The organism is Arthrobacter sp. MDT2-3, from assembly GCF_059090465.1.
The window spans coordinates 257,710-282,526 of sequence record NZ_JBNHFS010000003.1 but is presented as its reverse complement, the minus strand read 5'-3'; the positions used below and the strand labels follow the sequence as shown (position 1 = coordinate 282,526).

Annotated in this window: 19 protein-coding genes and 1 tRNA gene; 14 read left to right on the top strand and 6 right to left on the bottom strand. The window is 65.2% G+C overall.

Annotation, left to right across the window (positions count from 1 at the left end; genetic code table 11):
- The first annotated feature begins 79 nt into the window (after window positions 1-79).
- Genes rsmA through AC5RUQ_RS11260 form a run of 3 tightly spaced genes read left to right on the top strand, consistent with a single transcriptional unit; the run spans window position 80 to window position 3,780 of the window.
- Entirely contained in the window at window positions 80-952 is an 873-nt protein-coding gene (gene rsmA, locus AC5RUQ_RS11270; protein WP_493947410.1) for a 16S rRNA (adenine(1518)-N(6)/adenine(1519)-N(6))-dimethyltransferase RsmA, read from the top strand.
- Window positions 949-1,911, top strand: coding sequence for a 4-(cytidine 5'-diphospho)-2-C-methyl-D-erythritol kinase (locus AC5RUQ_RS11265; protein WP_493947409.1), 963 nt, complete (start codon window positions 949-951; stop codon window positions 1,909-1,911). The genes rsmA and AC5RUQ_RS11265 overlap by 4 nt, the downstream gene beginning before the upstream one ends.
- A 39-nt stretch (window positions 1,912-1,950) precedes the next feature.
- A complete protein-coding gene (locus AC5RUQ_RS11260; RefSeq protein WP_493947408.1) occupies window positions 1,951-3,780 on the top strand; it encodes an ABC-F family ATP-binding cassette domain-containing protein in 1,830 nt (609 codons plus the stop codon).
- A 38-nt stretch (window positions 3,781-3,818) separates the two neighbouring features.
- Here AC5RUQ_RS11260 and AC5RUQ_RS11255 read toward each other — a convergent pair whose 3' ends face one another.
- A complete protein-coding gene (locus tag AC5RUQ_RS11255) occupies window positions 3,819-4,445 on the bottom strand; it encodes a TetR/AcrR family transcriptional regulator (RefSeq protein WP_163164301.1) in 627 nt (208 codons plus the stop codon).
- A gap of 164 nt (window positions 4,446-4,609) precedes the next feature.
- On the opposite strand from AC5RUQ_RS11255, the gene AC5RUQ_RS11250 reads away from it, so the two are divergent.
- The 9 genes from AC5RUQ_RS11250 to sufU all read left to right on the top strand — a co-directional run bounded on the left by AC5RUQ_RS11250 (window position 4,610) and on the right by sufU (window position 16,608).
- A tRNA-Gln gene (locus AC5RUQ_RS11250) sits at window positions 4,610-4,681 on the top strand.
- Window positions 4,682-4,787: 106 nt separating this feature from the next.
- Complete coding sequence (gene glmU, locus AC5RUQ_RS11245) at window positions 4,788-6,269, top strand: bifunctional UDP-N-acetylglucosamine diphosphorylase/glucosamine-1-phosphate N-acetyltransferase GlmU (RefSeq protein WP_493947407.1); 1,482 nt, start codon at window positions 4,788-4,790, stop codon at window positions 6,267-6,269.
- Window positions 6,269-7,249 carry a ribose-phosphate diphosphokinase gene (locus AC5RUQ_RS11240; RefSeq protein ID WP_163164303.1) on the top strand — a complete coding sequence of 327 codons (981 nt, stop codon included), beginning with the start codon at window positions 6,269-6,271 and terminating at the stop codon, window positions 7,247-7,249. The genes glmU and AC5RUQ_RS11240 overlap by 1 nt, the downstream gene beginning before the upstream one ends.
- 283 nt (window positions 7,250-7,532) lie before the next feature.
- A complete protein-coding gene (locus AC5RUQ_RS11235) occupies window positions 7,533-8,129 on the top strand; it encodes a 50S ribosomal protein L25/general stress protein Ctc (RefSeq protein WP_493947406.1) in 597 nt (198 codons plus the stop codon).
- A 96-nt stretch (window positions 8,130-8,225) separates the two neighbouring features.
- A complete protein-coding gene (gene pth, locus AC5RUQ_RS11230; protein WP_493947405.1) occupies window positions 8,226-8,816 on the top strand; it encodes an aminoacyl-tRNA hydrolase in 591 nt (196 codons plus the stop codon).
- 121 nt (window positions 8,817-8,937) lie between these two features.
- Window positions 8,938-11,673 carry a LuxR C-terminal-related transcriptional regulator gene (locus AC5RUQ_RS11225; protein WP_493947404.1) on the top strand — a complete coding sequence of 912 codons (2,736 nt, stop codon included), beginning with the start codon at window positions 8,938-8,940 and terminating at the stop codon, window positions 11,671-11,673.
- 46 nt (window positions 11,674-11,719) lie between these two features.
- Entirely contained in the window at window positions 11,720-14,317 is a 2,598-nt protein-coding gene (locus AC5RUQ_RS11220; RefSeq protein WP_493947403.1) for a helix-turn-helix transcriptional regulator, read from the top strand.
- A 480-nt stretch (window positions 14,318-14,797) separates the two neighbouring features.
- Entirely contained in the window at window positions 14,798-16,123 is a 1,326-nt protein-coding gene (locus tag AC5RUQ_RS11215) for a SufS family cysteine desulfurase (RefSeq protein ID WP_493947402.1), read from the top strand.
- A gap of 35 nt (window positions 16,124-16,158) precedes the next feature.
- Entirely contained in the window at window positions 16,159-16,608 is a 450-nt protein-coding gene (sufU, locus tag AC5RUQ_RS11210; protein WP_493947401.1) for a Fe-S cluster assembly sulfur transfer protein SufU, read from the top strand.
- Window positions 16,609-16,698: 90 nt separating this feature from the next.
- On the opposite strand, the gene AC5RUQ_RS11205 is transcribed toward sufU, so the two are convergent.
- From AC5RUQ_RS11205 to AC5RUQ_RS11195, 3 genes are read right to left on the bottom strand one after another with little or no spacing between them, the layout of a single operon-like run.
- Complete coding sequence (locus tag AC5RUQ_RS11205; protein WP_493947400.1) at window positions 16,699-16,920, bottom strand: SCO4848 family membrane protein; 222 nt, start codon at window positions 16,918-16,920, stop codon at window positions 16,699-16,701.
- Between the two features lie 3 nt (window positions 16,921-16,923).
- Window positions 16,924-17,421: a DUF2505 domain-containing protein gene (locus AC5RUQ_RS11200; protein WP_256246869.1), complete on the bottom strand. Its 498-nt coding sequence runs from the start codon at window positions 17,419-17,421 to the stop codon at window positions 16,924-16,926.
- A gap of 42 nt (window positions 17,422-17,463) precedes the next feature.
- Complete coding sequence (locus tag AC5RUQ_RS11195) at window positions 17,464-18,972, bottom strand: SDR family oxidoreductase (protein ID WP_493947399.1); 1,509 nt, start codon at window positions 18,970-18,972, stop codon at window positions 17,464-17,466.
- A 208-nt stretch (window positions 18,973-19,180) separates the two neighbouring features.
- Between AC5RUQ_RS11195 and mfd the strand changes: the two genes are divergently transcribed.
- Window positions 19,181-22,882 carry a transcription-repair coupling factor gene (gene mfd / locus AC5RUQ_RS11190; protein ID WP_493947398.1) on the top strand — a complete coding sequence of 1,234 codons (3,702 nt, stop codon included), beginning with the start codon at window positions 19,181-19,183 and terminating at the stop codon, window positions 22,880-22,882.
- Between the two features lie 6 nt (window positions 22,883-22,888).
- Window positions 22,889-23,701: a metal-dependent hydrolase gene (locus AC5RUQ_RS11185; protein WP_493947397.1), complete on the top strand. Its 813-nt coding sequence runs from the start codon at window positions 22,889-22,891 to the stop codon at window positions 23,699-23,701.
- A 66-nt stretch (window positions 23,702-23,767) separates the two neighbouring features.
- On the opposite strand, the gene AC5RUQ_RS11180 is transcribed toward AC5RUQ_RS11185, so the two are convergent.
- Both AC5RUQ_RS11180 and deoC read right to left on the bottom strand, forming a co-directional pair.
- Window positions 23,768-24,031 (bottom strand): hypothetical protein, encoded by a 264-nt coding sequence (locus AC5RUQ_RS11180; RefSeq protein WP_493947396.1) that lies wholly within the window; start codon window positions 24,029-24,031, stop codon window positions 23,768-23,770.
- 51 nt (window positions 24,032-24,082) lie between these two features.
- Window positions 24,083-24,799: a deoxyribose-phosphate aldolase gene (gene deoC / locus AC5RUQ_RS11175; RefSeq protein WP_493947395.1), complete on the bottom strand. Its 717-nt coding sequence runs from the start codon at window positions 24,797-24,799 to the stop codon at window positions 24,083-24,085.
- Between the last annotated feature and the right edge of the window lie 18 nt (window positions 24,800-24,817).

The following is a 24,817-nucleotide window of genomic DNA, read 5'->3' as shown; positions in this document are numbered from 1 at the left end:
GGCCGGGTCCGGATCTCCGGGCCCGGCCGCAGCACTTAACCGGGCGGGGAGCAAGTGCGGCCCGGGATAGGATACCTAGGTGACTGAACCCATCCCCGCCGCGCCCGCACCGCTTTTTGGTGCTTCCGACATACGCCGGCTGGCGGAAGAGATTGGTATCCGCCCCACTAAAACCCTGGGCCAGAACTTCGTGATTGATGGCAACACTATCCGCAGGATTGTGGCCGCGGCGGGTATTGGCGAGGACGAAACCGTGCTGGAGGTGGGGCCTGGCCTCGGATCTTTGACTCTCGGGCTGCTGGACGCCGCCGCTTCGGTAGTGGCAGTCGAAATTGACTCCGTGCTGGCCGCAAAGCTTCCAGCCACTGTGAAGGAATGGCGCCCGGCCGCTGCCGGCAGCTTCCACCTGGTGCAGGCCGATGCCATGAAAGTCACGGAACTTCCGGTCCAGCCCACCGCCCTGGTGGCCAATCTGCCCTATAACGTGGCCGTGCCCGTTGTGCTGCATCTTTTACAGCATTTCCCCAGCCTCCAGCATGGCCTGGTCATGGTCCAGGACGAGGTGGCTGACCGCCTCGCTGCCGGGCCGGGATCCAAAACCTATGGTGTGCCGTCGGTGAAGGCTGCGTGGTACAGCCGGATGCGCAAGGCCGGTGTGATTGGCATGAACGTGTTCTGGCCCGCACCCAAGATCCACTCCGGACTGGTGTCCTTTGTCCGCCATGAACCGCCGGCAACCACCGCCGGCCGTGAACAGGTTTTCGCCGTGGTGGACGCTGCCTTCGCCCAGCGGCGCAAGACGCTCCGCGCTGCCCTCGCGGGCTGGGCCGGGAGCGCTGCAGAAGCCGAACGGTGCCTGGTGGCTGCCGGCGTCGACCCCACAGCCAGGGGCGAAGTGATCGACATTGCAGCCTTCGCGAGGATCGCGGAAGCGCGTGAGGCCCGGCCATGAACGCACAGCCAGGGCGGTTTGCCGCCAGGACTGTCCGTGCCAAGGCTCCGGGGAAGGTCAACGTTTCCCTGGACGTCGGACCGCTCCGGCCCGACGGCTACCATTCAGTGGCCAGCGTCTACCTTGCTGTATCCCTGTACGAGGAAGTAACGGCCACCAGCACCGAAGCCCCCGGGATTACGGTGAGCCTCAGCCCGGACAGCACCCTGGACCTGGACGACGTCGATATCCCCTTGGACCAGAACAACCTGGCGTACAAGGCGGCAGCCATCATGGCGGACGTTTCCGAACATGCCACCGGCGTCCATCTGGAGATCACGAAGCGGGTACCGGTGGCAGGGGGCATGGGCGGCGGTTCCGCTGACGCTGCAGCCACGCTCCTGGCCTGTGACGCCCTTTGGAACAGTGGGCTGTCCCGGGAGGAACTGGCGCACCTTGCCGCCGAATTGGGTGCCGACGTTCCTTTCTCCCTGCTCGGCGGAACAGCCGTGGGCCTGGGCCTGGGCGATGAGCTGTCCCCGGCCCTGGCCAAGGCGCAGACGGACTGGGTCCTGGTCACGGCGGATTACGGCCTCCCCACGCCCGAGGTGTACAGGACGCTGGACCGCCTGCGGGCTGCAGAAGGCATCGACGTGGCCGAACCAACAGGGGTAGATCCGCAGATTCTCACCGCCCTGCGCAGCGGGGACGCCGAGGCCCTCAGTCGTGTCCTGGTCAATGACCTCCAACGGGCTTCCATTGAGCTGGCGCCTTCGTTGCGCGATACGCTGGGAATCGGTGAAGCACACGGCGCCATTGCAGGCATCGTCTCAGGCTCGGGTCCCACGGTGGCGCTGCTGGCCGATGATCCTGTCGCCGCGGAAGGCCTGGCGGAGAACCTGCGGCGCTACGGGCTGACGGCCCTCGCCGTCCACGGCCCGGTTCCAGGGGCCCGCATCATGTCCGACATCCTTCTGTAAAACCCTCAGTTCCTACTTAGCAGCAGAAAGCAGTTCCCTTTGGCTCACCTTCTTGGCGGCGAGAACCTGACGGTCTCCTACGCAACCCGCACCGTCCTGGACGGCATCACCCTCGGACTCGAAGAGGGCGACCGGATCGGCATGGTGGGCCGGAACGGTGACGGAAAGTCCACCCTGATGCGACTGCTGGCTCTGCGGTCCACGCCGGATTCCGGGCGTGTCACCAAGCGTGGCGACGTCAACGTGGGCTATCTGGACCAGAGTGACGTGCTTGACGGCGATTTGACGGTTGGCGCCGCCATCGTGGGGGACCAGGCGGATTATGAGTGGGCGCGGAACCCGCAGATCCGGGAGATCATGGGCGGACTCGTGTCCGACGTCGACTGGCACGCCAACGTCCACGCCCTGTCCGGCGGGCAGAAACGGCGGGTGGCCCTGGCCAAGCTCCTGATCGAGGACCATGACGTCATCATGCTTGACGAGCCCACCAACCACCTCGACGTCGAGGGCGTTGCCTGGCTCTCCCGGCACCTGAAGACCCGGTGGCGTGCGAACCAGGGTGCTTTCCTGGTTGTCACCCACGATCGCTGGTTCCTTGACGAGGTCTGCAACAAGACCTGGGAAGTCCACGATGGCATCGTGGATCCTTTCGACGGCGGCTACGCAGCGTACGTGCTGGCCCGCGCCGAGCGTGACCGCTCGGCCACCGTGATGGAAAGCAAGCGCCAGCAGCTGGTCAAGAAGGAACTCGCCTGGCTACGCCGCGGCGCGCCGGCCCGCACCGCCAAACCGAAGTTCCGGATTGAAGCGGCGAACGCCCTCATCGCCGATGTGCCCGAGCCCAGGGATTCGATGGCGCTGAGCAAAATGGCAACCGCGAGGCTGGGCAAGGATGTGCTGGACCTGGAGAACGTTTCACTGGACTTCCTTGGAGGTGAAGAAGGGCAAAAACTCTTCGACAACATCACCCTGAGGCTGGCACCTGGTGAGAGGCTGGGCCTGGTGGGCGTCAACGGCGCCGGCAAGACCACCCTGCTCAAGCTCCTGAACGGCCAGATCGAGCCCACGTCGGGCAGGCTCAAGCGTGGCAAGACCGTGGTTACCGCGGTGCTTACCCAGGAGGTCAAAGAGCTCGACGACGTCTCGGACCTGCGCGTTATCGAAGTGATCGAGCGCGAGAAACGGTCCATCAACGTGGGCGGCAAAGAGTTCACGGCGGGCCAGCTCGTGGAGCAGCTTGGCTTCACGAATGAGAAGCAATGGACCCCAGTGCGGGACCTTTCCGGCGGTGAGCGCCGCCGTCTCCAGTTGCTGCGCCTGCTGGTGGGGGAGCCCAACGTGCTGATGCTCGATGAGCCCACCAACGACCTCGACACCGATACCCTCGCCGCCGTCGAGGACGTCCTGGACGGCTGGCCGGGGACACTCGTTGTGGTGAGCCACGACCGTTACCTCCTGGAGCGCGTGACGGACCATCAGATGGCGCTGCTGGGCGACGGGAAGATCCGCGCCCTGCCGCGCGGCGTGGACCAGTACCTGGAGCTGCGTGAGTCCGCCCTGGCCGGGTCCACGGTCACCGGCGGCGGCAACCCAGTCACCAGCGGCGGTTCCGCCACCGCAGCGGCTACTCCCGCCGGACCGTCCGAGGCCGAAAAGCGGGACGCCCGCAAGGCCAAGAACCGCATCGAACGCCAGCTCGGCAAACTGGAACAGCAGGAAAAGAAGCTCCACGACCAAATGGTCAAAAGCACCGAACAATCGGACTTCGACGCCCTGGCCGACCAAAACAAAAAGCTCAAGGACCTCGCAGGAGAACGCGAAGCCCTCGAACTCGAATGGCTGGAGGCCCTCGAGGTCCTCGGCGAGTAAGTCCGCGTTTCCTTGGCCGGGTTCCCTCAGGAGGCGACCTAACCCTCGGACTTGAGTTCCGGGTCCTTCTTGAGACCGGTGAGGCCGTTCCAGGCGAGGTTTACCAGGTGGGCCGCAACAGTGTGTTTGTCGGGCTGGCGGCTGTCCTGCCACCATTGGCCGGTCATGGCGACCATGCCGACGAGCATCTGGGCGTACATGGCGCCGTCCTGGGCGCTGAAGCCCCGGCGGTCGAACTCGTCGGAGAGGATGTGTTCCACTTTGGCGGTGACGTGGGAGAGCAGGGTGGAGAAGGCGCCCTCGGGCTGCGACGGCGGGGCGTCCCGCATCAGGATCCGGAACCCTTCGGTGCGGTCCTCAATGTAGGTGAGCAGCGCCAGCGCGGCCCGTTCCACGAGGACGCGCGGCTTCGCCTCCGCGGTAAGGGCGGCGTTAATGGCGTCCAGGAGGATCCGGAACTCGAAGTCCACTACCTGCGTGTACAGGCCTTCCTTGGATCCGAAGTGTTCATAGATGACCGGCTTGGATACTCCCGCGCAGGCGGCGATCTCCTCTATGGTGGTGCCGTCAAGTCCGCGGACTGCGAAAAGGCCCCGCCCGACGTCGATCAGCTGGCTCCGCCGCTGAAGGCCGGTCATCCGCGTCCGCGGAGGGTTGTTGCTCACATTTCCATCATGCACTACCCGCCCCCGCGGAATTGCAGCCGCCCGCCGTGCCCGGAAAAGGGGGAGGAACGGGGCAAGGACGGGGCATGAACGGCTCATGTCGCGCGGCGCCCCGAACCCGTGGCAAAATAACTACTTGTGCCCGGCCGCGCGCTGCGGCACGGTCCGCTCTGGTGTAATGGCAGCACCCCGGCCTTTGGAGCCGTGGAGTATAGGTTCGAATCCTATGGGCGGAACTGCTGTGCGAGGAGCGTTCAGTAGGATGACATTCGGTGCCGGGACGGCTTCAGGCCGCGGGAGCACCGTAAAACGCCAGCGTAACTTAGCAAGGAGAGCCCGTACGTGATCCCCGAGAATACCGGACCGGCCGCGGTCATCGTTCTGGCGGCAGGCGCCGGTACCCGGATGAAATCGCGCACTCCCAAGATCCTGCATGAGATTGGCGGCAGGTCCATGGTGGGCCACGCGCTGCTCGCCGCACGGAGCATCAATCCCCGCCAGCTCGCCATCGTGGTCCGCCATGAACGTGACCTGGTGGCCCGCCACCTCTCAGAGCTCGATCCTGCTGCGGTCATCGTGGACCAGGACGAGATTCCCGGCACCGGACGTGCCGTGGAGGTCGCCCTCCAGGCCCTGGACGGGGAACAGCACCTTACCGGAACCGTTGTGGTGACCTACGGCGACGTGCCGCTCCTCTCCGGCCAGCTGCTGGCCGAGCTCGTGGCCACGCACGAACGCGAAGCCAATGCTGTCACCGTCCTCACGGCAGTCCTTGACGACGCCACCGGCTACGGCCGCATCCTGCGCGGCGACGACGGGACCGTCACCGGCATCGTTGAACACAAGGACGCCTCCGACGCCCAGCGGCTCATCGGCGAGGTCAACTCCGGCATCTACGCCTTCGACGCTGCCGTCCTTCGTGACGCACTCACGCATGTCACCACAGACAACTCCCAGGGCGAGAAGTACCTCACCGACGTCCTCGGACTGGCAAGGCAGGCGGGCGGCCGGGTCGCCGCCGTCGTGACCGCTGACCGCTGGCAGGTGGAAGGCGCAAACGACCGCGTGCAGCTCTCCGCCCTGGGCGCCGAGCTGAACCGCCGCATCGTCGAGGCCTGGATGCGGGCAGGGGTGACAGTTGTGGATCCGGCAACCACCTGGATCGATTCTTCCGTGACCCTCAACGAGGACGTCCGGATCCTGCCCAACACCCAACTGCACGGCGCCACCACAGTGGCGAGGGACGCCGTCGTAGGGCCCGACACCACTCTCACGGACGTCACCATCGGTGAAGGCGCCAAGGTGGTCCGGACGCACGGATCAGGGGCGGTCATCGGCCCGGACGCCGCCGTCGGCCCCTTCACCTACCTGCGCCCCGGCACTGTCCTGGGCGAAAGCGGCAAGATCGGCGCGTTCTACGAAACGAAGAACGTCACCATCGGCCGTGGTTCCAAGCTGTCCCACCTCGGCTATGCCGGCGATGCCGAAATCGGCGAGGACACCAACATCGGCTGCGGAAATATCACAGCCAATTACGACGGCGAGAAGAAGCACCGGACAGTCATTGGCTCGGGCGTCAGGACAGGCTCAAACACAGTATTCGTTGCCCCGGTCACCGTGGGGGACGGCGCCTACAGCGGCGCCGGCACCGTGATCCGAAAGGACGTCCCGGCGGGCGCGCTCGCGCTGACGGTGGCCGCCCAGAGCAACACCGAGGGCTGGGTGGCGGCCAACCGCCCTGGTACGCGCTCGGCCGAACTGGCCCAGGCAGCCACCCCAGATTCCTCAAGTACCCCGGCATCTACAGAAGAGGGCAACCAATAATGAGCGAAATTACGGCGCGCGGCGAAAAGAAGCTGGTGCTCGCTACAGGCCGCGCCCACCCCGAACTGGCCAGGGAGATCGCCAAGGAGCTCGGCACCGACCTCCTCCCGGTAGACGCCTACGACTTCGCCAACGGTGAGATCTACGTCCGCGCCGGCGAGAGTGTCCGCGGAACCGACGCCTTTGTCATCCAGGCACACCCCGCACCGCTGAACAACTGGCTCATGGAACAGCTGATCATGATCGACTCGCTGAAGCGTGCCTCCGCCAAGCGCATTACGGTCGTGTCGCCCTTTTACCCGTACGCGCGCCAGGACAAAAAGGGACGCGGCCGCGAGCCCATCTCGGCCCGCCTGGTGGCCGACCTGTACAAAACCGCCGGCGCCGACCGCATCATGAGCGTGGACCTGCACACCTCGCAGATCCAGGGCTTCTTTGATGGCCCCGTGGACCACCTGATGGCCATCCCGCTGCTGGCGGACTACATCCGGACCAGGGTGGACGCCGAAAACATCACCGTGGTCTCGCCGGACACCGGCCGCGTCCGGGTTGCGGAGCAGTGGGCGGAACGCCTGGGCGGCGCCCCGCTGGCGTTCGTGCACAAGAGCCGGGACCTCACCGTTCCCAACCAGGCCGTTTCGAAGACAGTGGTGGGCCAGATCGAAGGACGCACCTGCGTCCTGATCGACGACATGATCGATACCGGCGGAACCATTTCCGGTGCCGTCAACGTGCTCAAGAACGCCGGCGCCAAGGACGTTATTATCGCCGCCACGCACGCCGTCTTCTCCGAGCCGGCAGCCCAGCGCCTCTCGGAATCGGGCGCCCGGGAAGTGGTGGTCACCAACACGCTGCCGCTCACCGCGTCACAGCGCTTCCCGCAGCTGACCGTGCTGTCCATCGCTCCGCTGATCGCCCGTGCCGTCCGGGAAGTGTTCGACGACGGGTCGGTCACCAGCCTGTTCGACGGCAAAGCCTGACCCTTCGTTTACAGTCGGGCCCTGCGCCCGGTGGCCGATCGTTCGGCTGCCGGGAGCGGGGCCCGTTTTCATGAATCACGGGCGGCGCTGGTAGACTCTTCAGCGATACCTTGGCGAGGGAGAGCGCCGGTAACCGTCTGTACGGAAACCGGACTGCAGTCTCCGTTATCGACTGGGTCTGAATCTCCCTTCGAAGATGGGCCCGGCCACGGCTGCCCGGCGTTGAAGGTCGCAACAGACCTCCGCCCTTGCTGAACACCGTTTAGTTTTCAAGGAGATATCCATGTCTGAGCAGAAGCTCGCAGCAGAAGTACGCACCGAATTCGGCAAGGGCTACGCCCGCCGCGCCCGGATGGCGAACCTCATCCCCGCCGTCATCTACGGCCATGGCGCAGAGCCCATCCACGTGACGCTCCCGGCGAAGGCCACCACCCTGGCCGTCCGTACCGCCAACGCCCTGCTGTCGCTGGACATCAACGGCGAAAGCCACCTGGCCCTGGTCAAGGACGTCCAGCGCGACCCGATCAAGCAGATCATCGAGCACCTCGACCTCCTCACCGTCCGCCAGGGCGAAAAGGTGACAGTTGACATTCCGGTCCACGTCGTCGGCGAGCTTGCTCCGGGCAACGTGTTCAACCAGGAACTCACTGTCATCTCCCTTGAGGCCGAGGCAACCCACCTGCCCACCGCCGTCGAGGTCAGCATCGAAGGCCGCACCGCCGGCGAGCACATCCACGCGTCCGACCTGGTCCTGCCCAAGGGCGCAGTCCTCCTCGCCGATGCCGATGCCCTCGTGGTGAACATCTCCGAGGCCACCGAGTCCGCCGAGGAAGACACCGAAGAAGCCGCTGGCGCTTCCTCCGAGGCAGCAGCAGAGTAATACCCTGCACGTTTCGACAGTGGCCGGATCCCCAGGGTCCGGCCACTGCCGTGTCTGCCCCCCGCCCTCACCACGCCCCCACCTTAGGATTGATTCATGACTGACACCTGGTTGATCGTTGGCCTCGGAAACCCGGGTGCGCAATACCAGGGCAACAGGCATAACGTCGGACAGATGGTCCTTGACGAACTCGCCGGACGCGTGGGCGCGGGATTCAAGACACACAAGGCCCGCGCCCAGGTGGTCGAGGGCAGGCTCGGCATCGGCGGTCCGCGGGTAGTGCTGGCGAAACCCATGAGCTACATGAATGTCTCAGGCGGGCCGGTCTCGGCGCTGGCAAGCTTCTATGGCATCACCCCCGACCATGTGGTGGTGGTACACGACGAAATCGATATTCCCTTCAATACGGTGAAACTCAAGACCGGCGGGGGAGAAGGCGGCCACAACGGGCTGCGGGACATCTCCAAAGCGCTTGGCACCAAGGACTATCTGCGGGTCCGAGTGGGGGTCGGCAGGCCGCCGGGGCGAATGGACACGGCCGACTACGTCCTGCGTGATTTTGGCACTGCCGAGGTCAAGGAATTGCCTTTCCTGCTGGACGAGGCCGCCGACGCCGTGGAGTTGCTGCTGCGGGAGGGGCTCACATCCGCGCAGCAGAAATTCCATCCGGCGAAGTCCGAGCGCTAGCAACATAAAAACTTAAAGCCCCGCCTACCTGTTTCCTTGTCTGTGGCACAGGTAGTCTTTTTCGTATGCGGGGGAGCAATGGGGCTACATCCCGCTATCGCGGGACGTAGGGGATAAGTTCATGTCAATCGAGCCACTTAGCTGGGGGCGTGGGTCAACTTCTCACGATGTTGGGCTGCATACCGAAACTTCCGGCGCGTCCGGGGTGCAACAGTGGTCGGCGCCTGCCCGCGGCGCAAACCTTGAAGCCGTCCGAACAGCACTGGTCAGCGAAGACTCGCTGGGCGTTGTTATCACCGGAGGGCGGGGTGTAGGAAAGTCCTCCCTCGCCCGGGCCGCCGTTTCAGACCTCGGTCCCGACGTCTGGTCCCTGCAACTCCGAAGCGGGCCCGCGGGCGCCAACACGCCGTACGGCTGCCTTTCCTTCCTTCTGGCGCGCCTTCCCCAGGCCTACATGGGTTCTCCCACGGCCATTCTGCGTGGGATCACATCGCTGATCCGGAGCGACGCAGCCGGCCGGCGCTGCATCATCACGCTGGACACCTCGGGAAGCATTGACGACATGAGCGCGGGCGTGCTCTTGAATGTCCTTCTGACCGGTACAGCCAAAATCATCGCGGTTGCACCAAAGATCAGTGATCTTCCCGCCGACTTCCATTGGCTGCTCACCGACCGCCGCCTGACTGAGGTCCGGCTCAACAACCTCAACGAGCTGCAGACCCGCCAGGTTCTGTTGTCCTTGCTGGGCCAACGGGTGTCTGCATCGTTGGTCAGCACCTACCACCATATGGTGGGCGGCAACCCGCTGCTGTTGAAGGCACTTGTCACCGAACAGCGGCTCTCGGGAAACCTCGTTTTGTCCGACTCCGTTTGGACCCTCCGGGACAAGGTGGTACTCGACGGCGCCGCCAGCCTGGACGACATCGTCCGGTCCCGCTGGTCGAGGGAGACCCCGGAAACCAGGGAAGTCATTGAGATGCTCTCCTGCGCCAGGCGGGTGGAACTCTCCAGGCTCACTGCCATATACCGCGCAGAAGTGGTGGCGGACATGGAGGACGCCGGCCTGCTGGAGATCGATGATTCGGACCATCGCTGGGTTGCGTTGCGTGAAAAATACATCGGCGACGTCGTGCGGTCATGGCTAAGCATTGCCCGGCGCCGGGAACTGCGCAGCGAGCTTCTGGGCGGTACGGAACCCGAGCCGGCGAACATGACCGTCGAGGAACTGATGGCCTTCGCCGCGTGGACGCACGAATGTGAAGCTGAGTTGAGCCCGGCATTGGCCCTCGCCGCAGCGGAAGCCGCCGTCCAGCTTTTTGATCCCCGCTTCGCCCTAACCTATGCAGACATGTTGAAGCGGACGGACCAGGAGTGGGTACCCGCCCAGCGCCAGAAGGCTGCCGCGTATCTTCAGCTGGACCTGCCCATCCAAGCACTTGCTGCCTTGGACGAGATCTCCCAGCCGGAACTTGAGGATGTTGGAGTCGAGGAATACGCCCAGGTGGTGGCGGCCAAGGCCAAGGTGATGTTGTGGCTTCCGGACCAGGCAGGCAAGGTCCCGGCCCTTCTTGCTGAAGCCGGGGAGCGGCTGGAGTCCATCGCAAACAACGCAGCCTGGCCCCACCCGGCAGTGACTGCCGCACACCGCGTGGCACTCAGCGAGTTCGAATACCGCGCGTTCGTTGGTGACTACGCGGCCATGATTCCCGAGCTGGAGGCAGCTGCAGACCCGGCACGGAACCCGGACACCGCCCACCGGATGCAGTCCGCCGTCATCCTGATGACGGCGTTGGCGCTGACCGGACGGGAAATGGATGCGCTGAGCCTGATGCGGCAGCTTGGGGGCCAGCTAACGGACGCTTCGCATGTGGTGGGTTTGCGCGAGCAATACACCAGGGAGGCCTACCTGGTGTTGCTGACGGCCGGGCAGTGGCGGCGATGCATCGACCTCCTGGGCCCATACAACAGCGGTGAATACGACCGCCTCCCATACCGGAGCGCCGCCACTGAACTCGCCGTCGGGCTCGCCTATGTCTATTCCGGCCGCGGTGGCGCTGCCCTGGACCCCCTGATTTCGGCGGTGGCGCAGCTGGAGCTCCAACCGCTCCAGAATGCACTCCGCTGCGCCTACGCAGCCACAGCACTGGCCCATGCGCAGACGGGCAATGCTGCCCAGGCGCGCAGGTTCCTGGCCAAACTCCAGCGGATACCGGGCAAGTCAAGTTTTGCCACCGAGAGCATCATCGAGTTTTGCGCCCTGGTTGCGGGGCGCTGGCTGGGCGATTCCGAGTCCGCTGCCGGCTTGAAGCAGTCCGCCCGGCGGAACCTGGAGGCAGGTCTTTACACAAATGCCGGGATCAGCCTGCTGGCAGCGACCGTGAACGGCAGCGATGCCGACTTCCGCCTCCTGGAGGAGATCTCGGATCACCGGCAGGGACCGCTGGCGGAAGTAGCCCGGCTATTGGCAGTGGGGAGCCGGACCAAGGATGCCAAAATCCTTCTCGCAGCAGGGGAAATCGCGGCCACCCTCGAACTGGACACCGTGGAGGCCCGCTGCATGGCGTTGGCGGTGGACTTCGCCCGGCAGGACGGAGATACCATTTCCGCCCGGACCGCCCAGGCCCGGCTGGACATCCTGGCTGCCACTGTGGCGAATCTTCCCATCGTGCCCAGCAGTGGCAGCCCGTTGCTCACCGCCCGGGAGCGCCAGATTGCACGGCTGGCCGGCCGCGGGGCGTCCAACCGTGACATCGCCCTGGAAATGGGCGTGTCCGTCCGCACCGTGGAAGGCCACCTGTACCAGGTCTTCACCAAGCTCGGCGTAACTTCCAGGGGTGATCTGACTGGACTCGTCTAACGGCCACAAACCGGCACACCGCCCCGTCACCGGCCGGCGCGAGCCTTTGGAACGCATCTGCAACATTGTCCGGAACGGGACCAGCCATGCGGTTTTTGTGATGGCGGGGCCGGGGATCGGTAAGACGTCCCTGACGGAGGCGATCCTGGAGCGGCTTTCCGGGGAGCTCAACATCCTGCAGATTCATGGCAGTTCTGCCTTGACTACTGTGCCCTTCGGCGTGCTGACTCCGTATACCGGAGAACTGAGCGCCGAAGAATCGGTCTCACCCGTGGCGGTTCTGCGTTCCATGTGGACGTACTTCGAGAAGCTGAAGGGCGGCAGGGGCGCCCCGGTCCTTCTGATGGTGGATGATGCCCACCACTTGGACGACGCCTCTGCCGGGGTACTGGCGGACCTGATCTCGGCAGGTTGGGCAACTGTGGTAGCTGCTGCCAGGCCCCGGCCGGGCCTCCCGCAGCCGCTGGACCAGCTCTGGTACGACGGCCTTGCCGAGCGGGTGGACCTTCGGCCCCTGAACAGGGAACAGATTGAGGAAGTTCTCGCACACGTCCTGGATGGAACGGTGCCGGCGGCCACAGTGGATTCAGTGTGGATTGCTTCAGGCGGCAATCCCCGCATCCTCGACGCACTGCTGCACGACGCTGCCGAAACCGGTGTCCTGGCCAAGCGGAATGGCATCTGGATGCTGCTTGGTCCCTTGCCCGCCGACGGCGGCCAACTCACGGCAGTAGTGACCAAGGACCACATCCGGCGCGGGCCGGAGGAACAGGAGGCCCTGAAGCTCATCGCGCTTGCCGGACCGGTGGGCCGGAAGGTGATCGAGGACATCAGCGGGGCTGCTGTGGTCCGCTCGCTCCTTGACCAGCAGATGATCACCGAGAGTTCAGGAGTGCCGGCTGAACTGTCCATGTGGAATGCCCTCTTCGCCACCGCCATCCGGAATACACTCTCGGTGTCGCGAAGCCTGCAGCTGCTCGAAAAAATCCGGGTCCACCAGAACGGCACGGTCCTGCGCGGGGAGGGCAAGCTCAGGTCCGTAGAGTGGGCTTTTGAGTGCGGGCTGCGGGTATCGGACCCCGAAATGCTCGACGCTGCCCGTGAGGCCCTGCGCCGGTTCCGCAACACAAGCGCACGTTCCATTGCAGCCAAAATCCAGGATCCCGCACTGGTGCCATTGGCCAGGGCCATCCAGGCACGCGCCCTCTACAACGAGGGTGCCTATGGCCAGGCCGCCCACCTTCTTGATGCCTGCTGGCGTCAGCTTTCCGATGACGCCGAGGGCCCCGCCGTCCTCCTGCTCCGCGCTGCGGCACACCAGGCCACCGGCCAGTCCTTAAACGCATTGGCCGAGGGCATGAACACTCAACAGGGGGTTGACGGAGACCAGAAACGGCAGGACGGGCTCCTGCAGGTCCTGCACCTCCTGCAGCTGGGCGCGGCTGTGGATGCCGGGGCGCTCTCGAGTGAGGTCCGGGAAATCCGGAACACAGCCTCCGCGGAGGCCGGAAGCGAATCCATCAGGGCGCTTGGCGAGGCGCTTCTGGCCCACGCCCTTGCTGCAGCCGGCCGCGCTGGACAGGGGCTTGATTCCGCCCTCCTGGCTGCCTCGGAACTGCCTGCGCTGGAGGACAGCCTGTTCTTTTTCACAGAGTTCGTGCTGGGCCGGCTGGTGATTGATTACCTGGCGATGGGCGAATGGGAGTCGGCCGAGCGCGAACTCGACAATTACGCGGCTGGCCATACGCGCGGAGCCGCCACCTTCAACGGAAGCCTGGAGGTGCTTCGCGGCTACTCGCTTCTGCGGCAAGGCCGGATGGAACGGGCGTACCAGGTGCTGCTGCCGGCTGTGGAGGCGCTGAGGTTGAATGATCCGCTGCAGCTGTTCCGTTTCGGGTCTTCGCTGGGCTTCTACGTGGCAGCACGGCTGGGTGATGCAGCGCAGGCCAAACGACTTGAAGAGGACTTCACCGACGCAGTGGCCGGAGGTCCTGCCCACGAGTTGCTGGCTTCAGCATACGGTGCCGCTGCCTCCGAATATCTGTCCCGGGACGGCAAGGGGCTGGCAACGCTCCATACCCTGGCCACCACGCATGATGCCACTTCGAGGGCCGGAACCCTGCTCGAAATTCTGTCCATCTGTTGGGACTTGGGTGACCCATCGGTCATTCCCATGGTGCAGTCGGTCGCGCAGACGATAGAAGGACGATTCGCCCAGGCGATGCTGGCACTGGCAACTGGCTGGGAAGCCGCTGATGGGGATGCCCTGATGGACACGGCAAACTCACTCGAGGAATCAGGCTTTGTCAATCTCGCTCGCGAGGCTTATGCCCGCGCGAGTACCCTCCTGGAGCAGGCCGGAGAACGCCGGCGGTCCAGGCAAGCCGTGGCGCTGCGCGAGAAATGCGACCACGAACTGGGGGAGCGGTTCAGGGAAGGGCGCTTCATTGCTGCTGCTCCCGCCGTCCACCTCACCCGCCGCGAGCAGGACATCGTCGGCCTGGCCGTGCAGGGCCTTACTGACAGGGAAATCGCCCAACGGCTGATGGTCTCTGTACGCACGGTAGAAGGGCACCTGTACCGTACGTACGTAAAGCTGGGTGTACGCAGCCGCGACGAGCTCGAGTCAGCCCTCCCCAAATAGGCGCTACCCAACACCTGCCGCCTACCCAACACCTCCGCCTGCCACTTCCGCCTGCCCAAGCCGCGAGGCTGCATGCCGGCTCAGCCCTTCCGCCGGCTGCCGCCGCGGCAATGCGGGTACCGCAGGCTGCCCCGGTAGTCCTGGGACGACGAATTCGAGTACTCCCTACTCGTGTGCAGGGTGGCGCCGGAGTATTTACTTAAGGAGGCAAAAGGAACCGGCGCAAAGAAGCCGTAAGAGTTGCCTACAGCAGAACAAGCTCCTCCGTCCCGACAAACTTCCGGTCCTTTTGGGCCGGGCTGGACGGGGCCGGCGACGTCAGAGTCTTCTGAGACCGAGACTCTCCCCCCAGCCGTCGCCGGCCCTCCATTCCGCGGGCTGAAGCCCGGAGCGACTGTGGCGGCTGCCCCTCCAGGCGGCCGCCACAGCCGTGCTGTGGGACAATTGAGTGTCATCCGTTGGCATCTCAAGGAGTTAGTTTTGGCCGTAGTATCAACGCCAGCCACACTGGAACGCGCCTTGCCGGTCATGGATAACGCCGAAGTGCAGCGCATCCGCAACGACTTCCCGGTCCTGGACCAGTTGGTCAACGGACGCCCGCTGATCTATCTGGACTCCGGAGCCACGTCCCAGAACCCGCTGAGTGTCATCGAAGCCGAGCAGGAATTCTATGAGCAGCGCAATGCTGCCGTGCACCGGGGCGCCCACCATCTTGCCGTCGAGGCCACCGAAGCATTCGAGGACGCCCGGCAGACCGTGGCCGACTTCGTAGGCGCCGAATACTCCGAAATCGTCTGGACCTCCAATGCCACCGAAGGCCTGAACCTGCTCAGCTATGCGCTCTCCAACGCCGGCCTCTGGGCCACCCAAGGGCGGGGCGACGCCCGGCTGAAGGACCTTGCGCTGAGCCCGGGCGACGAGATCGTGGTGACGGAGATGGAGCACCACGCGAACCTCATACCTTGGCAGGAACTCGCCTTCCGTACCGGGGCGGCCCTGCGCTACATCCCCGTGGACGACGCCGGAAGCCTCCGCATGGACCTCGCCCCGGACATCGTCGGCGCACGTACCAAGGTGCTGGCTTTTACGCACGCCTCCAACGTCCTGGGCACCATCAACCCCGTCCGGGAACTGGCCGCCCTGGGCCGGAACGCGGGCGCGCTGGTGGTCCTGGACGCCTGCCAGTCTGCACCCCACATGCCCTTGGACGTCAAAGAGCTGGACATCGACTTCGCTGTCTTTTCCGGCCATAAGATGCTTGCCCCAACGGGAATCGGCGTACTTTACGGAAAGCAGGACGTCCTGGACATCCTGCCGCCGTTCCTGACAGGTGGTTCCATGATCACCACGGTGACCATGGAACGCGCCGAATACCTCCCCGCGCCCCAGCGCTTTGAGGCTGGAACCCAGCGGATCTCCCAGGCTGTGGCGCTGGCTGCTGCAGCGAACTACCTGACCGAAACGGGGCTGGACCGGATCCACCGCTGGGAGGCTGAGCTGGGCCAGCGGATGATCACCGGCCTTGAGTCCATTCCGGGAATCCGGGTCCTGGGACCCGCTGCCGGCCAGGACCGGATAGGGCTCGCAGCGTTCGACGTCGAAGGAGTGCACGCCCATGACGTGGGCCAGTTCCTCGATTCGCGGGGAATCGCCGTGCGTGTTGGCCATCACTGCGCCCAGCCGCTGCACCGCCGGCTGGGGTTGACGGCCACCACCAGGGCCAGCGCTTACCTGTACAACACCACCGATGACGTGGACCAGTTCCTGGATGCCGTTGCGGGCGTGCGCGCCTACTTCCGCGCCTAAATACATCAAACGCAGACGCACATCGAAGGTATGACATGAGCCTTGACCACCTGTACCAGCAGATCATCCTTGACCATTCCAAAGCCCGCCATGGCAGCGGACTGGCCGGGACGGAGGCACCGGACGGCGCCACCACGGGGCAGTCACACCAGCTGAACCCCGTCTGCGGCGACGAAGTAACCCTGCGCCTGGCCGTAGCCGACGGCAAAGTGGCACAGATTGCCTGGGACGGCGCAGGCTGCTCCATTTCCATGGCGTCCGCCTCCGTCCTCACGGACCTGGCCGAGGGAATGACAGTGGCCGAGATGCACGAGGTGATCGACAACTTCCGCGAGGTCCTCCGGTCCCGGGGCAAAATACCCGCCGACCCCGAAATCCTCGGTGACGCCGCGGCATTTGAGGGAGTGGCGCGGTACGCCGCCCGCGTCAAGTGCGCCATGATCTCCTGGGTCGCGGCGGAGGACGCGCTCAACCAGGCCGCCTGACAACAGTCCTGACAACAAAAAGTCCTGGCATCAAGAAGTCCGGCCCTCCTTCCCGCAGGAAGGAGGGCCGGACTTCTTTAAGGTATGAACCTAGCCGAACAGACCCATGATGCCAATGAGGGCCGTGGCCGCCCCCAGCACCATGGAGATGCTGACCAGCACCACGTGAACGGTGAGGAACTTCGTGGCCTTGCCGGCGGCGTCCCGGGCTCGGGGATCCTTCATGACCCGGCGCAGGAACTGCGGCCAGACCACCAGGGACCAGAGGCCAGCGATGACCAGGACCAGAGCGGCGACTACGGGCAGTTCCACGGACTAGTGGCTTTCCAACCAGGCCTGTGCCTGCTTGGCCTGGAGGTTCAGTGCCTTGGCAACCATGGGTTCTGCGGCGTCGGCAATCTTTCCGCCGAGGAACGGCACCGAAGACTTTACTTCGCCTTCAAGCTCTACGCGCGTGCCGCCGTCGGCAGCCACGAGCCGCTGGACGGCGGTAACGTCTACGGGGGCTCCGGCGATCTTCAGCGAGATGTTGCTCTGGCGGGAACCGTCCGCCGCGGGAGCGTCCCAGTTTTCCACCTGCGTCACCTTGAGGTGTTCACCCACGAACTTGCGGGCAAACTCGGGAAGCCGGGTGGTGGGAAGGGTCCGCACGGACGTGGCGCTGAACGCCCCGGCAACGTCGCCGTCGACCGTAAAGGATTCGAGGCTGCCGCCGACAAGCTGGCTGACGTGGCGCTGGAAATCTTCATCCACCAGGACAGCTGCAACGTTGGGGACGGAGTGCGGAAGGGTGGTGGTTGCGCTCAAGGCCATGGGTCCTCCTGGGACGTGGGATCGGATTAGGCTCCAAACATCCTACGTGGTCCGGGCTGTCCGTTCCGCATCCACGATGTTCCGGGCCGCCCCCGTGATGTTCCTTGCCATGGCCGGAAAGATCAGGCTGTGGAAGGGAAGGACGGCCAGCCAGTACAGACGCCCGCTGAGGCCCTTGGGGAAGAAGATGGCCCGCTGGCGGTAGCGGCTGCCATTCCCGTCCGGCTCCACCGACAGTTCCAGCCATGCCCTGCCCGGAGCACGCATCTCCGCCCGGAGCCGCAGCAGCTTTCCGTGGTCGATCCGCTCCACCCGCCACCAGTCAACTACCTCTCCGGGGGCCAGCGTGTGGGGGTGCCGGCGTCCGCGCAGCAGTCCGGCGCCGCCCGTGAGCTTGTCCAGCCAGCCGCGGACCTGCCAGGCCAACGGCAGGGAGTACCAGCCGTTCCGGCCGCCGATACCCTCGATGACCGTCCACACGTGGGCGGGGTCCACGTCGCCGTGGAAGGTCCGTTCGTCAATGTATACCTTGTGGCCGGCCCAGTCGGGGTCACTGGGCAGGGGATCGGCGGCCACCCCGGCGTTGGCCCACGTGGTCTCCACCTGGCCGTCACGTTCCTTGCCAAGGGCCAGGGCGACGGCGGTGCGGTAGCCGGTGAGGCCGCCGTCGGGCTGCGGGATGTACTCGTCGATGTCGTGCTCATTGGACACGGCGTCGTGCTGGAGGGACTGGACCAGGGGCACGGCCATGGACAGCGGGATGGGTGTGGTCAGTGCAACCCACATCCCGGCGAGCTTCGGCGCAGGGACAGGCAGTGCCAGCACCACCCGGTATGGCAAACCCGCTTCGGCGGCGTACTCCTTCATCATTCCGGCATACGTCAGCACCTGGCGGCAGCCGACGTCGAACGTGCGGTTGATGGACCCTTCCAAGGATGCCGCTGACACGAGGTAGTACAGGACGTCCCGCACCGCGATGGCCTCGATCCGGTTGCGGACCCAGCTGGGCGCCGGCATCAGCGGCAACGTCTCGGAAAGGTGGCGGATCATTTCGAAGGAGGCTGAACCGGAACCGATCACCACTCCCGCCTGGAACACGATGGCGTCCACCGGGCAGTCCAGGAACACTTTGCCCACTGCCTCGCGGGAGCGCATATGGGTGGACAGGTCCACACCCTTGGGGTGGAGACCGCCCAGGTAGATGATCCGGCCCACCCCCGCGGCGGCTGCGGCCTCCGCCGCCGCCTGTGCCATCGCCTGTTCCTTGGCTTCAAAGCCTGCCCCCGCAGCCATGGAATGCACCAGGTAGTAAAAGACGTCCACGCCGGAAAGCGCCGCCTGCAACGCGTCGCCGTCGTCCAGGCTGCTTTCCACGACCTCCACCCTGTCGCGCCACGGGACGCGGGCGATTTTGTCAGGTGAGCGCACCAGTACTTTGACGGTGTGGCCCTCCTCCAGGAGCTTTGGCACCAGCCGGCCGCCGATGTAGCCGGTGGCCCCGGTAACCAGGACAGTTTTGGGTGAACGCTGGGTATTGCTGGTTCCGGTCATGCTGTCTCCTCTTCGTCCTTAAGCTGTTCGGAGCCGCAGCGCGCCCGGACGGCCGCCCTGCCTGCCTTCCTGGGCTCTGCCAGCCTAACCGCGCCCATCAGCCCGCCATGTCAGCGCAGGAGGGTAGGCTGGGTTTACCCGGGATTCGAAGCGAATTTCGGGTTTTCGCGTTGCCTGCGATCCACTGAACACCACAGGAGCTTCTGCCATGAGCCTTCCCGGCCCGTCCACCGCCGGCCAATCCAGCGCAGGCCCGTCGCTGGACGGACTGCGCCGCGCCCTCGCCCCGGACCAGACCTTTGCCCGAGTCCGGGCCGAGGCGGCCCGCGGCTTCGACGTCAGGGGCCAGGACTACCAGATCAGCGCACCGGCAGGGCTCCGTCCGGTACTGCTCGCCGAAATGGCGGACGGCATCGCGGCCGCTGCCGAAGGGGCTGGCGACAACGGGCACGACGACGGCGGCCCGGGCGTGGTGCTGGCCGTCACCGCTACCGGCCGGGAGGCAGAGGACCTGACCGCCGCGCTGCGGGCCTATCTCCCCGCCGACGCCGTGGCAGAGTTCCCCAGTTGGGAAACACTCCCGCACGAACGGCTCTCCCCGCGCTCGGACACCGTGGGCCGCCGCCTCTCCGTGCTGCGCCGCCTTGCGCACCCGGAAACATCGACGGCGGGACCGCTCCGTGTTGTGGTGGCGCCAGTCCGCGCCGTGGTCCAGCCCGTGGTGGCCGGCTTGGGTGAGCTGGTTCCGGTCACGTTAAAGGTAGGCCAGGAGATGCCCTTCACCGAGGTGGTGCGGAACCTGGCAGACGCCGCGTACGCCCGCGTGGACATGGTGACGCACCGCGGGGAGTTCGCGGTCCGCGGCGGCATCATCGACGTCTTTCCACCCACGGAGGACCACCCCATCCGGGTTGAATTCTTCGGTGACGAAGTGGACCAGATGCGCTGGTTCGCCGTCGCCGACCAGCGCTCGCTGTCCTCACCAGGGCTCCATCACCCCACGGAGCTGCACGCCCCGCCGTGCCGGGAAATCCTCATCACCCCTTCAGTGATGTCGCGGGCAGCCACCCTCAAGTCCCAGCTTCCCGCGGCGGCGGACATGCTGGAAAAGATCGCCGGCGGCATCACCGTGGAGGGCATGGAGTCCCTGGCCCCGGTGCTGGTGGACTCGATGGTTCCTTTTGTGGAGCAGCTGCCTGGGGGTTCCATCTCTGTGATCATCGAGCCGGAGAAGGTCCGTACCCGTGCCCACGACCTCGCTGCCACCAATGAGGAATTCCTCGAGGCTGCCTGGTCCACTGCCTCGGACGGCGGAACTGCCCCGTTGGACCTGAGCTCGCAGGCAAGTGCTGCGCTCCATTCCGCCAGCTTCCGGTCGCTGACCGAAACGCGCAGCTCCTCCCTGGAGCACCGGGTTTCCTGGTGGTCCATCACCTCGCTCGCCCAGGACGAGGAGCTGTTGCCCGAGATTGACGTACTGAACCTGCATGCGCGGGAACCGCGGGGCTACCAAGGCGACGTGGCGGAGATGATGGACTTCATCGGCTCGCATGTCCGGGACCAGTGGCGGATTGTTGTGGCCACCGAAGGTCCCGGGCCTGCCCAGCGGCTGGCGGAGCTGTTCCATGAGAACGACATTCCGTGTGCCCGGGTGGACAGCCTGGACCACGAGCCCCAGGCAGGCATCATCGAAGTGACCACTGCCGCCGTCGGACGCGGCTTTGTCCTGGACGGGCTGAAGCTGGGCCTGCTGACGGAAGCTGACCTGCTGGGCCGGACGTCGGCGGGATCCACCAAGGACATGCGCCGCATGCCATCCAAGCGCCGCAACGCGGTGGATCCCCTGCAACTGGTGGCGGGGGACCACGTGGTGCATGAGCAGCACGGCATTGGCCGCTTTGTCGAGTTGATCCAGAGAAAAGTCGCCGGCGGTGGTGATGGTGTGCGCGAGTACTTGGTTCTGGAATACGCCCCGTCCAAGCGCGGCGCGCCCGGGGACCGGCTGTTCGTCCCCACCGACCAACTGGACCAGGTGACGCGGTATGTCGGCGGCGACACTCCCGTGCTGAGCAAGATGGGCGGTGCCGACTGGGCGAGCACCAAGTCCAAGGCCCGGAAAGCCGTCAAGGAGATCGCCGGGGAACTGATCCGGCTGTACTCGGCCCGGATGGCATCGCGCGGACACGCCTTTGGGCCGGACACCCCATGGCAACGCGAACTCGAGGAAGCCTTCCCCTACGTGGAGACGCCGGACCAGCTGACCACCATCAACGAGGTCAAGGCGGACATGGAACGTGAGATCCCCATGGACCGGCTGGTTTCCGGCGACGTGGGCTACGGCAAGACAGAGATCGCTGTGCGCGCCGCCTTCAAGGCGGTTCAGGACGGCAAACAGGTGGCGGTGCTCGTCCCCACCACCCTGCTGGCCCAGCAGCACTATGAAACCTTCACCGAGCGGTTCTCGGGCTTCCCCCTGCGCGTGAAGCCTTTGTCCCGCTTCCAGGCGGGCAAGGAAGCGAAGGAGACGGCGGAGGGCGTCAAGAACGGGACGGTCGACGTCGTCATCGGTACCCACCGGCTGCTGTCCAAGGACTTTGAATTCAAGGACCTGGGCCTGGTGATCGTGGACGAGGAGCAACGTTTCGGTGTGGAGCACAAGGAAGCGCTCAAGAAGATGCGCACCAACGTGGACGTGCTGGCCATGAGCGCCACCCCCATTCCCCGCACGCTGGAGATGTCCCTTACCGGCATCCGGGAGACGTCCACGCTGGCCACGCCGCCCGAGGAACGCCACCCCGTCCTGACGTACGTTGGCCCGTACACAGACAAGCAGGCTTCCGCTGCCATCCGGCGCGAACTGATGCGCGAAGGCCAGGTGTTCCTGGTCCACAACCGGGTGTCCACCATTGAGCGCACCGCGGCCAAGATCCGTGAACTGGTGCCGGAAGCACGGGTGGAGGTGGCCCACGGCCAAATGTCCGAAAGCCGCCTGGAACAAATCATCGTGGACTTCTGGGAAAAGCGTTTTGACGTGCTGGTGTGCACCACCATCATCGAAACCGGGCTGGACATCTCGAACGCCAACACCCTGATCGTGGACGGCGCGGACAAGTACGGCCTGTCCCAGCTGCACCAGCTCCGTGGCCGCGTGGGCCGCGGCCGTGAACGCGCCTACGCCTACTTCCTCTACCCGTCCGAGAAGCCGCTGGGCGAGGTGGCGCTCGAACGGCTCAAGGCCGTGGCCACCCACAACGAGCTCGGCGCGGGCATGCAGCTGGCCATGAAGGACCTGGAAATCCGCGGCGCCGGCAACCTGCTGGGCGGCGAGCAGTCCGGGCACATTCAGGGCGTGGGCTTCGACCTTTACATCCGCCTGGTGGGCGAAGCGGTGGCAGACTTCCGCGGTGAGGCCGAGGAGAAGGCCGCTGAAATGAAGATCGAACTCCCGGTTAATGCCCACCTGCCGCACGACTACGTGCCGGGGGAGCGGCTGCGCCTGGAGGCCTACCGCAAGCTTGCCTCCGCCATTACGAACGAGGCGATCGATGAAGTCCTGGCCGAGCTCGTGGACCGGTACGGCGAGCCGCCGCTGCCGGCCCAGAACCTGGTCTCCGTGGCCCGCTTCCGCGTCGATGCCCGGGAAGCCGGACTGTCGGACGTGGCCCTGCAGGGCAACTTCATCAAGTTCTCGCCCGCCACCCTTCCCGAGTCCAAGGTCATGCGCCTGAACCGGATGTACCCGGGGTCGCAGTCCAAGCCTGCCCTCGATGCCGTGCTGATCCCAAAACCAAAGACCGCCAAGATCGGCGGCCGGGACCTGCAGGACGCGGAAATCCTCGAATGGGCCAACGGCGTCATCCGCAACATCTTCTCGGACGCCCCACTCGCCGCTCCGGCAGTAAGCCGTTAGGACTTGATGGGAGGACACCACGCCGCGTCAGGAGCCGCGGCGTGGGTAGCTATTGCCTCGACGGGGCCGTACACGCTCGGTTGGTACCCGCTGGACGCCACCGGGATCCTGATCGGCGGGATGGCGACGGCGGGAACCGCCCTGGTGTGCGACTGGGACCATCGGCACAGCACCGTGGCGAATTCCCTGCCGCCGCTGTCCAATGTGATCGCCGTCGGGATCGAGAACGCCAGCGGCGGGCACCGGCAGGGCACCCACTCCGTGCTCGGGGCGGCATTCTTTGTGCTGCTGGCCACCCTGGCCGGGCAGCTCCAGCTGCAGACGGACTGGGGGCTACTCTCCGTGGGGGCGGGGCTGCTGTGCATGTTCATGATCAACATCGCAGCCAAGGCGCTCAAGCTTTTCCCCAAGTCCGGGTTCCTCACAAATTGGATTTTCGGGCTGGTGATGGCCGGACTCGTCACTTGGTTCGCGCCAGACCAGTGGACGTGGCTTCCGGTCTCGATGCTGACCGGCGTGGTGGTCCATATAGTGGGGGACCTGATTACCACCGGAGGCGTGCCGCTGCTGTGGCCGATCGTCATCCGGCCGCCCAAACTCCTGCGCAAGGTGCCGCTGCTGCGCCAGGTCTGGCGTCCCAACGGCGCGCTCTCCCTGCCGTTGCTGGGCCGTGCAGGATCTAAGCGTGAATGGCTGCTGCTGATCCCGGTCAGTGCTTACGCGATGGTGGGGCTGTGCGTGGCCGGGTGGTCCATAGCCCAGGGCCAATGGACCAGGGTTGCGGCCGCTGCGGAGGCCTGGACCCGGATGTGGTTCTGAAACGCCGTGGACGCGAAGAGACCCCTTGGACGTTGTCCAAGGGGTCTCTTCTGTAATTTGCGGTTCTTAGTGCTCGCCGGCGGAGTCGGAGCGGCCGAGGATGGTCTGCGGGATCCAGTAGGTCAGGCCGAAGAGCCCGATGCAGACGGCCATCGGCCACGGGTTGCCGAGCGTGAGGAAGGACAGCGAGTAGATGGCGCCCAGGAACAAGGCCATGCAGACCACAAAAAGAATGACACTGGTGACCAGCTTGTTCTCATTCTGGGGGGTCTGGAGCGACCCTTCGAGAGACGCGGGGCCCTGGTTGGAAGCCGTGATCTTGCTGGACATTCATTCCTCCTTGGCCGCGGGGGCCTCAATCTGTGGCGACTTCGGCTGCTGTCAGTAGGAGGATGAACCCTGTTCACCCTTGACGATGGCAATTCCGGAGCTGGCACCAATACGTGTTGCACCTGCAGCAATCATAGCCTGCGCATCCTCGAGGGAACGCACACCGCCGGAGGCCTTCACGCCGAGGTCGGGGCCCACAGTACGGCGCATCAGGGCGATGTCCTCTGCAGTGGCACCGCCTCCGTTGAAGCCTGTTGAGGTCTTCACAAAATCAGCCCCGGCCTCCACCGCCGCCTCACAGGCAAGAACCTTCCGTGCGTCGTCGAGCAGCGCTGTTTCGATGATGACCTTGAGGATCGCGCCGCTGGCGTGGACAGCCTCCGCCACCGCAGAGATGTCCTCAACCAGGGCACCCTTGTCTCCGGCCCTGGCAGCAGCAATGTTGATAACCATGTCCACCTCGTCAGCACCATCCAGCACCGCACCGCGGGCTTCAAAGGTCTTGACGTCGGTGGGGGTGGCACCCAGCGGGAAGCCCACCACGGAACAGGTAAGGACGCCGGTCCCCTTGAGGGCCTTCTTGACTGTTTTCACCCAAATGGGATTAACGCACACCGATTTGAAGTGGTATTCGGCCGCTTCCGCACAAACCTTGAGGACGTCAGCCTCTCCTGCTTCGGGTTTCAGCAGCGTGTGGTCGATAAGGGACGCTATGCTGCCGGAACCTGGGGCTGCAGTTTCAACGGAAGGGGTGGCTTCGTTGCTCATGATGGTCCTCTCCAGGGG